This window comes from Bacillus mycoides (assembly GCF_000832605.1).
In the GTDB taxonomy this organism is placed as follows: Bacteria; Bacillota; Bacilli; order Bacillales; family Bacillaceae_G; genus Bacillus_A; species Bacillus_A mycoides.
The window spans coordinates 635,353-648,854 of the sequence record NZ_CP009692.1 but is presented as its reverse complement, the minus strand read 5'-3'; the positions used below and the strand labels follow the sequence as shown (position 1 = coordinate 648,854).

Genomic DNA, 13,502 nt, shown 5'->3' with positions numbered 1-13,502 from the left:
TTGGAAGTAAAAAGCGTAGGAAAATACCTACGCTTTTGTTCCTACTTCGTTAACATACGAGAAATTACAAGCCTTTGAATCTCTTGTGTTCCCTCATATATTTGTGTAATCTTTGCATCGCGCATATAACGCTCTACTGGATAATCTTTCGTATAACCATAACCACCAAATACTTGTACCGCTTCAGTCGTTACCTTCATCGCTGTATCACCTGCAAATACTTTTGACATCGCTGACTCTTTCCCATACGGAAGCCCTTCTGATTCAAGCCAAGCCGCTTGATATGTTAAAAGACGCGCTGCCTCTACATCCGTTGCCATATCCGCAAGTTTAAAGCCAATTCCTTGTTGCGCCGCAATTGGCTTCCCAAACTGATGACGTTCTCTTGCATATTCTACAGAAGCATCTAAAGCGGATTGTGCAATACCGACTGCTTGTGCCGCAATACCATTACGGCCGCCATCTAATGTCTGCATCGCAACTTTAAATCCTTGGCCCTCTTCCCCTAGTAAATTCTCTACAGGAATACGGCAGTCTTCAAATATAATTTCAGTTGTTGGCGAAGAACGAATCCCTAGCTTACTTTCCTTCTTCCCAACCGAAAATCCTAGCGTATCACTCTCCACAATAAATGCACTCGTGCCGCGCTGCTTCGAATCAGGATCTGTTAATGCAAAAACAACATAAATATCAGCAATACCGCCATTTGTAATAAAAATTTTCGAACCATTTAAAATGTAATGGTCTCCATCTCGTTTTGCAGTCGTCCTCATTCCACCAGCATCTGATCCAGAGCTTGGTTCTGTTAAGCCATATGCACCAATTTTCTTCCCTTCAGCCATTGGGCGCAAAAACTTTTGTTTTTGCTCTTCCGTTCCAAATTTAAAAATTGGCCATCCAGCAAGTGAAGTATGTGCAGACAACGTTACACCTGTAGAAGCACAAACGCGGGATAATTCTTCAACGGCAATTACATACGCCAAGTAATCGCTTCCAATTCCGCCGTATTCTTCAGGCCACGGAATACCGGTTAAACCAAGCTCTGCCATTTGATCAAATAAAGCGCGATCAAATCGCTCTTCCTCATCACGCTCTGCTGCTGTCGGTGCTACTTCATTTCTCGCAAAATCCCGAACCATTTTTCTTATCATTTCATGTTCTTCTGATAATTTAAAATGCATTCCCGTCTCCCCCTCTGCCTTTTTATAAAGCTCGACTAATTACAAGCTTTTGTATTTCGCTCGTTCCTTCATATATTTGTGTGATCTTCGCATCACGGAAAAATCTTTCTACTGGATAATCTTTCGTATAACCATAACCACCAAATACTTGCACCGCTTCAATCGCAACTTCGACAGCCGTCTTAGAAGCAAATAATTTCGCAATAGAAGCTTCTTTACCGCATGGTAATCCTTGTGCTCTTAGCGATGCTGCTCTGTATACAAGTAATCGCGATGCTTCTACACTTGTTGCCATATCTGCAAGTTTGAATCCGAGTCCTTGCTGCGCCGCAATTGGCTTTCCGAATTGCTCACGCTCTTTCGCATAATCAATCGCACATGCAAGCGCCGCTTCCGCGATTCCTAATGCTTGCGCTCCGATTCCAATTCGCCCAACATCTAAATTCGCCATTGCCACCTTAAATCCTTGTCCTTCTTCACCAAGTAAATTCTCGGCCGGCACTTTCATATCTTCAAACGTAAGTTGCACTGTACGAGAACCAAGAAGACCCATCTTATGCTCATCTTTTCCAATGATTAAGCCTGGTGTATCTTTCTCTACTATAAATGCTGAAATCCCGCTTTTCCCCGCATCTGGATTTGTAGACGCGAAGACGATATATGTACTTGCTTCACCACCATTTGTAATAAAGACTTTCGATCCATTAATGATGTAGTGATCGTCTTTCTTTACAGCTCTTGATTTCAAACTACCTGCATCTGATCCTGCATTCGGTTCTGTTAGAGCAAATGCGCCTAAATATTCACCAGTCGCCAGTTTAGAAACATATTTCTGCTTCTGTTCTTCTGTTCCGAAGTATAAAATCGGATTCATTCCAACTGACGTATGTACAGCCAAAATTACACCAACCGTTGCACTTACCTTTGAAATTTCCTCAATTGCTAGAATGTAAGAAATAAAATCCATTTCTGCCCCGCCATATTTTGCAGGCGCTGGAATACCCATTAGTCCAAGCTCACCCATCTTTTGCAAAATCTCTTTCGGGAACACCCCTTGTTCCATACTAGGAACAAAGGGAGCTATTTCCTTCTGCGCAAAATCTCGAACCATTTTCCTCATCATTTGTTGCTCTTCAGTAAAATGAAAATTCATGTACTTCGCCTCCGTTTGCTATATATCTTCTTAACAATTTGGTCAGACCACTACTTTAATAAAGGGAGGAATTTATTCGTAAACGTAGAAACCACGACCCGTTTTACGTCCTAACCATCCTGCATTCACATACTTACGTAATAATGGACATGGGCGATATTTACTATCTCCTAATCCTTCATGCAACACTTCCATAATGTATAAACACGTATCTAAACCGATAAAGTCAGCTAACGTAAGTGGTCCCATCGGATGATTCATACCGAGTTTCATTACTTCATCAATCGCTTCTTTCGTCGCCACTCCTTCGTATAACGTATAAATCGCTTCGTTAATCATCGGTAATAAAATACGGTTCGATACAAACCCTGGGAAATCATTTACTTCAACTGGCACTTTCCCGATTTTTTTCGTAATATCCTCAATCGTTTCGTACACTGCATCATCTGTAGCTAAACCACGAATAATTTCAACGAGTTTCATAACTGGAACTGGATTCATAAAGTGCATGCCAATTACTTTCTCAGGACGTTTCGTTACCGCTGCAATTTCCGTAATTGGTAACGATGACGTATTCGTCGCTAAAATTGCGTGTTCTGGAGCGATTTCATCTAAATTCGCAAAAATTTTCTTTTTAATATCCATTTTTTCAACAGCTGCTTCAATAATAAGATCAGCTTCTTTAACACTATTTAAATCGAGCGTCCATGTAAGGCGATTTAAAGTCGCATCTTTCTCTTCTTCCTTCATACGGCCTTTTTCTACTTGGCGGGCTAAATTTTTCGAAATAACAGCTAGCCCTCTATCTAATTGCTCTTGCTTTAAATCTTGCACTTTCACATCATAGCCTGCCATTGCACACACTTGTGCGATACCTGAACCCATTTGCCCTGCACCAATTACAACAATCTTTTGTACACTCATTTTTTCTTCCCCCTTAATTGTTAATAAACTATATATCTTCTAATCTTAATTAGTGAACTTCAATCATCACTGCATCACCTTGACCGCCACCGCTACAAATAGAAGCAATTCCAATTCCGCCGCCGCGCTGCTTCAGTGCATGGATAAGTGTAACGATAATACGTGCTCCGCTCGCTCCAATTGGATGCCCCATTGCTACAGCACCGCCATTTACATTCAATTTTTCCGGATCGATCCCTGCGATTTCTGTACTTGCAATTGCTACAGCCGCAAATGCCTCATTGATTTCAAATAGATCTATGTCTTCAATTGTCTTACCTGTCTTTTTCAGCAATTCATTAATTGCATAACCTGGCGTTCTTGGGAAATCCTTCGATTCTACCGCAATCGCCGTATGCGCCAAAATTGTCGCTAATGGTTTTCTTCCTTCTTGCTTCGCTCTGTCCTCGCTCATTAATACAAGTGCAGCACCGCCATCATTTAGTCCCGGAGCATTACCTGCTGTCACCGCTGACGTCTTATCAAATACAGGCTTTAATTTCGCTAATTTTTCAATCGTTGTATCCGCGCGTGGCGCCTCATCCTTAGCCACGACGATAGGATCGCCTTTTCTTTGCTGAATTGTTACTGGTACAATCTCCTCTTCAAAACGCCCTTCTTTATGTGCCGAAACCGCACGTTGATGGCTACGATATGCCCATTCATCTTGTGCTTCGCGAGAGATTCCATCTTCCTTCGCAACTTCTCCGCCATAAACACCCATGTGTATACCTGAAAATGCGCATGTTAAACCGTCTGCAACGTTTAAATCGATAACTTCGTTGTTACCCATTCTGTATCCCCATCTTGCCCCTCGTAAAATGTAAGGGCTGTTACTCATCGATTCCATTCCACCAGCTACAATCAGTGATTGATCACCAGTACGAATAATTTGATCTGCTAACGTAACTGCGCGAAGCCCTGATGCACAAACTTTATTTACTGTTTCTGTCTGCACTTCCCAAGGAATGCCGGCCGCTCTTGCTGCTTGACGTGATGGAATTTGTCCTTGCCCTCCTTGGATAACCGTTCCAAATATAACTTCTTCAACATCACTAGCGGAAACATTTGCCCTTTCAAGCGCTGCCTTAATTGCGATTCCTCCAAGTTCTGTTGCTTTCACGTCTTTTAAAGTTCCTCCAAATTTTCCAACCGGTGTTCTTGCAGCACTTAAAATAACTGTTTTACTCATGTTTCTTTCCCCCATTTCTTTTTTTAGCACCGAGCGCTCGCTCGGTATCCTTGCGCCTAGAAGAGGTGCAATTATTGCACCTCTTTCTAAATTTAAATGCATTCCTACAAACTACATTGCTTCTTTCTTCTGTCCGATAACTGAGCGTTCTAAAATCTCTGTTACGTCCAAAGTTTGAACTGTTTCTTCAACTTCTTTCGCTTTCGTGCCGTCACTAATCATCGTTAAGCAATACGGGCATCCTGTACCGATAATTGACGGCTGTACAGCTAGCGCTTGTTCTGTACGAGCAACGTTAATACGAGAACCTGTCGTTTCTTCCATCCACATTAGGCCGCCACCCGCACCACAGCACATTCCCGTTTCACGGTTACGCGCCATTTCTACAAGGTTTACACCTGGAATTGCTTTTAGAATATCGCGCGGCGCTTCGTATACTTCGTTGTATCTTCCTAAGTAACAGGAATCATGGTACGTAACTGTCTCTTCAATAGAATGGACAGGTTTTAAACGACCTTCCTTCACCCACTGGGCTAGTAATTCTGTATGATGATAGACTTCTGCTTGTAAGCCAAAGTCCGGGTACTCATTTTTAAAAGTGTTATAGGCATGAGGGTCAATCGTAACGATTTTCTTCACTCCTGCTTTTTCAAATTCTTCAATATTTTTAGTCGCCATTTCCTGGAATACAAATTCATTTCCAAGGCGGCGCGGTGTATCACCAGAGTTCTTTTCCTTATTACCAAGAATTGCGAATGAAATGCCTGCTTCGTTCATTAGCTTCGCAAATGATATCGCAATCTTCTGACTGCGATTGTCATACGAACCCATTGATCCAACCCAGAATAAGTATTCAAACTCTTCGCCAGCTTTTGATTTCTCCTTTACAGTTGGAACTGTTACTTCATCGTCACCTTGGCGCCATGTTTCACGCTCTTTACGGTTCAGTCCCCACGGATTACCTTGACGCTCAATGTTTGTCATTGCACGCTGCGCTTCCGCGTCCATTTTTCCTTCTGTTAAAACGAGATAGCGGCGTAAATCAATAATTTTGTCAACATGCTCATTCATAACTGGGCACTGGTCCTCACAGTTACGGCACGTTGTACATGCCCAAATCTCTTCTTCTGTAATAACGTCTCCGATTAAACTTGGGTCGTACGCTAGCGCTGTAGCCGCTGATTCTTGTTGTCCTTTTCCAGCTGCCATCATCGCTAACTGATTTCCTTGTGTATTATTAAAAGCAACAACTGGAACCCACGGTGCTTTTGATGTTACCGCTGCGCCTTTATCAGTTAAATGATCACGAAGTTTTAAAATTAAATCCATCGGTGATAACATTTTCCCTGTTCCTGTTGCCGGACACATATTTGTACAACGACCACATTCGACGCAGGAATATAAGTCGATAAGTTGATTTTGTCTAAAGTCTTCAATTTTACCAACACCGAATGTTTCTTGTGTTTCATCTTCAAAATCAATTTTTTCAAGTTTTCCCGGATTTGAAAGACGACCAAAAAACACGTTAACTGGTCCAGCAATTAAATGCGCATGTTTTGATTGTGGAACATAAACTAAAAACGTTAACAAAATTAGTAAATGCACCCACCAAGAGAAATAGAACACTGAAATGGCTACGGTTTCATTTAATCCCGAGAAAACGTAAGCGATCGCAGAAGCGATCGGTTCACTCCATGAAAGCTCCTCGCCGTGCCATATAATTCCCATTCCATTACCAAGTAGCACAGAAATCATTAAGCCACCAATAAAGATAAGAACAAGGCCTGATTTAAAATTACGTTTCAAACGAACAAGCTTTTCAATATAGCGTCTATGAAAAGCCCAAAAGACTGCAATTAAAATAACGAGTGTGACAATTTCCTGGAAGAATGTAAATGCAGGGTATAGTGGTCCAAGTGGAAGATGCGATCCTGGTGCAAGTCCTTTCCAAACGAAGTCAATTGCTCCAAATTGGACAAGAATAAATCCGTAAAAGAACATAACGTGAATGATGCCGCTCTTTTTATCTTTCAGCAGCTTTTTCTGACCGAAAACATTGACCTTAAGAAGATCCCAACGCTCTTTAAAACGACGGTCAAATTCGATCTTTTTTCCTAATTGTATGTAGGCCATCCTTGTTCGTATAAGATATACAAACAAATACCCCGCATAAGCAATAACAGCAATGGCAGCCAGCCAATTAATGATTAGTAAGCTATTCATTTTATGCTACCCCTCTCTTTGTAAGCTCCCTTTATTTTTTAGAATCTTCGAAAATATATAATTTTCTGAATTATATCCCCTATTCCCATTATATAATGAGTGAGCATTCAGTCAACAGTTTTTTGTTATACAACAACACATTTTTTAATAAAGCTGTTTATTTCGGTGAAACTATAAAGTGAAACTTTAATCAGTAGGGAGCGGTTTATTCCCTACTGATTATTAGCCCTCACCAATCGGGATTTTACGGGCAGCCCGAATCCCAACCAACTTCTTTGCTTTTAACCCAATTTCGAGGTGGGAGTCTTACTGCCCGCAAATAGCGGGATACAGTGAAATTTTGATTTGTAAAAAATTGATGGTGAAAAGACCGTGAAGGAGGGAATTTACTTATGTTTTTCTTATCTCTCTTGTTATTAGGCAGCGCTCTCTGGATTACAATCGACCTTTCATATGGGAGAATTGTTCATTTAAAGCGTGTACGTTCTCGTTCTTTCCCTTTACGTCAAAGTGATTTTCTCCTTTATACATACGGAAATGATCTATACGATGCTCTCTTTACTGATATAAAACAAGCTAAACACCATGTGCACGTTTTATTTTTTATTGTAAAAAACGATGATATAAGTCGTACGTTTTTAAAGTTACTTATCGATAAAGCACAAGAAGGAATTGAAGTAAGACTTTTACTCGACCGGTTTGGAAGTCATTATTTATCAAAAGAAGCGATTTACTCGCTACAAAAGCATGGTGTCTCTTTTTCATTTTGTCATAAAGTGAAATTTCCTTTTCCTTTCTTTTCTGCAAATCAAAGAAACCATAGAAAAATTACAGTTATTGACGGGAAAATTGGTTATATTGGTGGATTTAACATTGGCGAAGAATATTTAGGGCATAATCAAAGGTTAGGGTTATGGCGAGATTATCATTTACGTCTTACAGGAGAAGGGATACAAGATTTACAAAAACAATTTTTACATGATTGGCTCGACGATACAGACCAAAATTTATTAGATTCATCTCTTTATTTTCCTATGCAACAACCAGGGACCATTCTACATCGTTTCATCCCTACTGATGGTGCCTATTTACAAAATACATTTTTACATTTAATCGAAAGCGCGAAAAAAGAACTCTTTATCGGTACACCATATTTTATTCCTGGAAAAAAAATTATGAATGCATTATTAAAAGCGCGAAAACGTGGGGTTCAAATAACTATTCTCGTTCCACAAAAAGCTGATCACGCCCTCGTTCGAGAAGCAAAATTCCCATATTGCCGAAAGTTAATACAAGCTGGTTGTAATATTTACGCTTTTCAGCAAGGATTTTTCCACGCAAAAATTATTATAGTAGACGATCATACTTGTGATATCGGAACTGCTAATTTCGATATGAGAAGTATATATATTAACCATGAAATCAATTGCCTTTTATACGATAAACATTTCATACAAGAAGTAAAAAGTAAATTCGAGGAAGATTTGGAACGCTCCTCATTACTTTCCTTTGAAGATGTCAGCCCTCTCTCCATTATCGATAGAGGAAAGGAATGGATAGGAACGATACTCGCGTTCTTTTTATAGAGAAATTTCAAGGGCCAAGGAGGTGCATTACATATGATAATTCGATTTGGATATGTCTCACATGCTACGGCATTATGGGACTGTTCGCCTGCCAAAACAATGACATTTACAAGCTGGAAAAAGCTAAAAAAACAAGAGCGTGAAGATAAATTATATAATGTTACACTGCAAAATCTAGAACATACAATACGCATCCTTCATTACAATATTGCACACGAAATTCCATTATATCGTTTATCATCTTCTATCGTCCCGCTTGCAACACATCCTGAAGTTGAATTTGATTACATTCAACTATTTGCTCCACTATGGCGTAAAATAGGAGCATTAATTCAAGAACACAATTTACGCGTAAGTTTTCATCCCAACCAATTCACACTATTTACAAGCGACAAACCACATATTACAACTAATGCTATTACAGATATGACCTATCATTATAATGTGTTAAATGCTATGGGAATTGCAGATTCTTCCTACATTAATATCCATGTAGGTGGTGCGTATGGAAATAAGGAGAAGGCAATCGAACGTTTTCATGAAAACATACAAAAACTCCCTTACCATATAAAAGGACAAATGACTCTTGAAAATGACGATAAAACGTATACAACTTCTGAAACTTTGGCTATTTGTCAAAAAGAAAAAATCCCTTTCGTGTTCGATTATCATCATCACATAGCGAACCTTTGTAATGAACCGCTAGAAGAATTACTTCCTATGATATTTAAAACTTGGTCACATACAAATGTCCTTCCTAAAGTTCATATTTCTTCTCCTAAATCCGAAAAAGAATTTAGAGCTCACGCAAATTATATTGATTTAGAGTTTATTAAACCTTTTTTACACATTACAAAAAAAATTGATCATGATTTCGATATTATGATTGAAAGTAAACAAAAGGATTTAGCACTTCTTCAGTTAATAGATGAAATCTCTTCTATAAGAGGGATAAAAAGAAAAAATGGCGCAACGTTACAATGGTAAATTGTAACGTTGCGCTATTTTTTTTCAAAAAAAAGTAATTTTTATAGTAAAAAACATCCCCGTTTGTATGCTATTATTTAGATTAGCATTTTCCCCTGAGATTCAACCTTATTGAAACGGAGTCATAATATGATTAATCAAAAAAAATATGTACAATTTGTCATGATGTATATAATTATATTTTCTCTTTGGATATTCCTTATCCCTAAGGATTTAAATATAAAAGAAATTGGAATTCTCTTCTTATTTTGTTTTGCTGCACTCTTTTCTTGCTATTGCTTATATAAAGCAATTAAAAAAATGAAGCGCGGTGATAAACTATTTTGGGTTTTACTACTATGTACTTGCATATGTGGACTAATTATGGAAATAACTTTATTTCTTCATTCACTTTCTATTTATGATCAAGTTATATTCTCATATGAATCACTACCTTTTTTTATCATACAATATATTTTGCTTTTTTCTGGCTTTGCTATAAAGTTTATAAAACATTACTCCATTAGGGGTCTTGCTCAATTTTCATTCGATAGCATATTCATTATTATTATGAATATTTATTTTACCTTAACCTTTATTTTAGATATTTCAAGCTTTCGTATGTTAACAAAGGACACGTGGATTTTGATTGGGTATTTTATCGCACAATCATTAGTAATTTACGCCGTTATTAGCCTATATAGAAGAGAACGGTATTCTTCTAGTAGAATCTCATTAATTATTGGCTTTACTATCATACTTGTGTACGGATATATACATCTATTCCAATTAAACACGGGAATGGGAACTTCTTCTGAAGTCTCTTATTTAATACATACTGCTTCGATTTTACTAATCGGTTTATCGTCCATACTGTACATTTTGGATAAACCAATGCAACATGAAACGAAAACGAAATATTATCGATTCGATTATGTACGCTTTATATTACCTTATTTTAGTATAATCATTACTTTTTCCTTTGTTGTTATTCAACCTTGGGATGATAAGTTCATGCTAATCGGTCTAGTATTATCACTAGTATTATTATTCCTACGACAACTTTACATGTGGAAAGATAATCAAGTGTTAATCGATACGTATGAACAGTTGACTACACAACTAGAAGATGAAGTTGAAGAAGGCGTATCTGCCCTATCAAAAAGTGAACAACGTTATAAATCTTTATTCGAAGATCATCCTGATGCTGTTTTTTCTTTAAATATGAACGGGATTTTTCAACAATCTAATAAGGCTTGTGAAAGTTTATTTACAGCCTATTATTGTGAAGTAACAAGCTATTCTCTTCAACACTTCATTGATCCACAAGATCATGAATTATTGAAGAAATCTTTACAAATTACAAAAGAAGGTAGACCACAAACTCTAGAAATTCGTACAAAAGAAAAAGAAGGCTATTATTATCACCTTCACATTACATTCATCCCTATTTTTATAAATAAAGAAGTTGTTGGGATGTTTGGTATCGCACGTGATATTACAACTTTATATGAAAAACAAAAGCAAGTAGAGCATATGGCTTTCCATGATGCACTTACAGGACTACCGAATCGACGGAAATTCGAAAAAGATTTAAAAACGATTTTAAATCTAGCTCAAAACAACACTAATGACGTTGCGGTTATGTTCCTCGACCTAGATCGATTTAAAAAAATTAACGATCGACTCGGCCATGATGTCGGGGATTTATTATTAATTGAAGTAGCAAAAAGATTACGTGGATGTTTACGTTCAAAAGATATCGTTGCCCGCCAAGGCGGAGATGAATTTACGATTCTATTACCAGATATGTACTCTGAAAAAAGTGCTTCTTTTATAGCTGAACAAATTTTAACTATCTTAAATAAGCCTTACTTTATTAAAGATGAAGAACTTTCTGTTACACCGAGTATCGGAATTGCAATGTACCCTGACTATGGAACCGATGTAACCGAATTAATGAAAAATGCAGATATGGCTATGTATCGAGCAAAAGCTAATGGGAAAAATAGATTCATTTTCTTCTCAAAAGAAATGAGTATTGCACAAAATGAAATACACTTCCTAGAAGGTGAACTTTCAAAAGCTCTGCAACAAAATGAATTTTCCCTTGAATATCAACCGCAAGTAAATACAAAAACAAAACAAATTATCGGTTTTGAGGCATTAGTTCGCTGGAAACATCCAAAACTCGGAATTGTATCGCCTGCCCAATTCATTCCTCTAGCAGAGGAAACAGGATTTATTATTGAACTTGGCAATTGGATTTTACGTACCGCCTGCTTAGAAGCAAAAAAGTGGCATAACCAAGGATTTTCTCACTTAAAGGTTGGTGTAAACTTATCTGTTGTTCAATTTAATCACGCATATTTAATATCAACTATTTCAAAGGTCTTGGAAGAAACAGAACTAAAGCCGGAAGCGCTAGATATTGAGATTACAGAAAGTATCGCAATTAATCAAAATCATTCTGTAATTGCTAAACTAGAAGAACTTCAAAATCTCGGTATCCAAATTTCAATTGATGACTTTGGAACTGGTTATAGTTCTTTAGCTTATTTAACGAAATATCCAATCAATACATTAAAAATTGCTCGAGAATTTATTTGTGGAATTACAAATAGCCCTTTAGAAGAAGCGATTATCGCTTCCATTATTAAGCTATCGAAAGAATTAAATTTAGAGGTTATTGCGGAAGGTGTAGAAACAGAAGAACAATGGAAGTTTTTACATGAACAAAACTGTGACCATATTCAAGGATTCCTCTTTAGCAAACCTGTTTCTAGTAAAGATGTTTGGATGTTACTCCACAAAAAAACAACCGTCTAAGTAAGACGGTTGTTTTTTAGTACTCAAAAGGTACATCTGAAGCTAATTGTATCTCTTGATCATTATAGGAAATCACTTGACTTTTCTCTAAAGCTGTATCTCCTAGTGAAATACCCCATGCCATCGCTAACGTTAATAGACTACCAATAAGTAGTTTTTTCATATTCCATCACCCACATTTTTTCTTTAAATATATCATGAAAATTTATCCATATCGTATGCAATTATGCATATTTGTTTTTTAGGTCTTTTTTATTTCTTCATTTTTTTTATAAGTGATTCTTTTAATGCATGGATTCCTAATATATCGAAAAAGAAGCACGCTTTTTCATAAGCATCTTCAATTTCTGCTCTATCACACTCTAGCTTTTCTAGGCATTCACCTTTTTGATAGTATAACTGTCCAATCAATGTCATACTATTAATTTGACACGATAGTTCAATGGCTTTGTTTACGTGACAAAGCGCTTCTTCATATTGATTATCTAAGTATAATGCTTTTGCATGATTATGTCTCACCTTCACATCAAACTCTTTATTATCATGCAATGCCTCTAATTGTTTTAATATATTTTCAAATAACTCAATACTCTTCTTAAAATAGCCATTTTCAGCATAAATGTTTGCAATTGCGTTTTCAATATAAAGATTCTGATATACATCTATTCCTACCAATTGTTGATTGAGCAATTTCTTTAATTCTAAAATACAATAATCGTAATCGATTTTTTTCAATATGTAAGCAGCTACATGATATTGCCATTGAAGAAATTGCTCAAGCTCGGGATGATATTCTTCCTTCTTCAACTCATTCCATACCCTATTATAAATTTCTTTATATTTCTTTTGCTTACAAAGCATAATAATTTGATCTTTTAACTGCTTATTCCTCTCAATATCAGAATAAATGAGTACCTCATAAAAATGAATAATGGGAACTTGTAATTTCGCCGCAATACCTTGCAATATATCCATACTTGGGTATACCGCGCCCGATTCAATTCGGCTCACTTCCGATTGGTGACATATATTATCGGATAACCGTTTTTGTGTTAATCCTCTCATCACCCTAATTTTCTTTATTTCGCTTCCTAATTTTTCTGCGTGCATACTTACTCACCATCCCATTATAACAATCTAATTTTTTAAGTTGTCATACCACTACAATAATGTGAATTCGACAATTTTTGATATGAAATAATGCATAATATATATAAAATTTGGCAAATTTTTCATACAATCCATCTCACATAATATAATAGACTAGTAATTTTATAGATAAATTATAGAAAATTTGCCCGTGCTTTCGTTACATTCGGTCTTCTTTATCCTTTATCAGCAGAAGCTATTCACACCCAAGAACTAGATAGAAATGAAGTAAAAGTTGAAATTGCTCAGCCTAGTTTAAC

At 37.0% G+C, this 13,502-nt stretch carries 10 protein-coding genes; 3 read left to right on the top strand and 7 right to left on the bottom strand.

Annotated features, from left to right (window positions below):
* Nucleotides 1-41 precede the first annotated feature (41 nt).
* The 5 genes from acdA to BG05_RS05130 form a co-directional block, all read right to left on the bottom strand.
* A complete protein-coding gene (acdA, locus tag BG05_RS05150; RefSeq protein WP_002016320.1) occupies nucleotides 42-1,181 on the bottom strand; it encodes an acyl-CoA dehydrogenase AcdA in 1,140 nt (379 codons plus the stop codon).
* A gap of 22 nt (nucleotides 1,182-1,203) precedes the next feature.
* Nucleotides 1,204-2,334 carry an acyl-CoA dehydrogenase gene (locus BG05_RS05145; RefSeq protein WP_002034888.1) on the bottom strand — a complete coding sequence of 377 codons (1,131 nt, stop codon included), beginning with the start codon at nucleotides 2,332-2,334 and terminating at the stop codon, nucleotides 1,204-1,206.
* A gap of 72 nt (nucleotides 2,335-2,406) precedes the next feature.
* The gene (locus BG05_RS05140; protein ID WP_002016322.1) at nucleotides 2,407-3,258 is read right to left on the bottom strand and encodes a 3-hydroxybutyryl-CoA dehydrogenase; all 852 of its coding nucleotides are present in this window, start codon (nucleotides 3,256-3,258) and stop codon (nucleotides 2,407-2,409) included.
* A gap of 49 nt (nucleotides 3,259-3,307) precedes the next feature.
* Nucleotides 3,308-4,591, bottom strand: a complete 1,284-nt coding sequence (locus BG05_RS05135) for an acetyl-CoA C-acetyltransferase (protein WP_003192474.1) — start codon at nucleotides 4,589-4,591, stop codon at nucleotides 3,308-3,310.
* 9 nt (nucleotides 4,592-4,600) lie between these two features.
* Entirely contained in the window at nucleotides 4,601-6,712 is a 2,112-nt protein-coding gene (locus tag BG05_RS05130; RefSeq protein ID WP_002130078.1) for a (Fe-S)-binding protein, read from the bottom strand.
* A gap of 392 nt (nucleotides 6,713-7,104) precedes the next feature.
* On the opposite strand from BG05_RS05130, the gene cls reads away from it, so the two are divergent.
* From cls to BG05_RS05115, 3 genes are all read left to right on the top strand, one after another.
* Nucleotides 7,105-8,298: a cardiolipin synthase gene (cls, locus tag BG05_RS05125; RefSeq protein WP_003192472.1), complete on the top strand. Its 1,194-nt coding sequence runs from the start codon at nucleotides 7,105-7,107 to the stop codon at nucleotides 8,296-8,298.
* 33 nt (nucleotides 8,299-8,331) lie between these two features.
* On the top strand, nucleotides 8,332-9,285 hold the full coding sequence (gene uvsE, locus BG05_RS05120; protein WP_002184518.1) for a UV DNA damage repair endonuclease UvsE: 954 nt from the start codon (nucleotides 8,332-8,334) through the stop codon (nucleotides 9,283-9,285).
* A 129-nt stretch (nucleotides 9,286-9,414) separates the two neighbouring features.
* Nucleotides 9,415-12,093 (top strand): DUF4084 domain-containing protein, encoded by a 2,679-nt coding sequence (locus tag BG05_RS05115; RefSeq protein WP_033734328.1) that lies wholly within the window; start codon nucleotides 9,415-9,417, stop codon nucleotides 12,091-12,093.
* Between the two features lie 16 nt (nucleotides 12,094-12,109).
* On the opposite strand, the gene BG05_RS05110 is transcribed toward BG05_RS05115, so the two are convergent.
* Nucleotides 12,110-12,256, bottom strand: a complete 147-nt coding sequence (locus BG05_RS05110; protein ID WP_002016329.1) for a quorum-sensing peptide PapR — start codon at nucleotides 12,254-12,256, stop codon at nucleotides 12,110-12,112.
* Nucleotides 12,257-12,345: 89 nt separating this feature from the next.
* Nucleotides 12,346-13,203: a helix-turn-helix domain-containing protein gene (locus BG05_RS05105; RefSeq protein ID WP_002016331.1), complete on the bottom strand. Its 858-nt coding sequence runs from the start codon at nucleotides 13,201-13,203 to the stop codon at nucleotides 12,346-12,348.
* Between the last annotated feature and the right edge of the window lie 299 nt (nucleotides 13,204-13,502).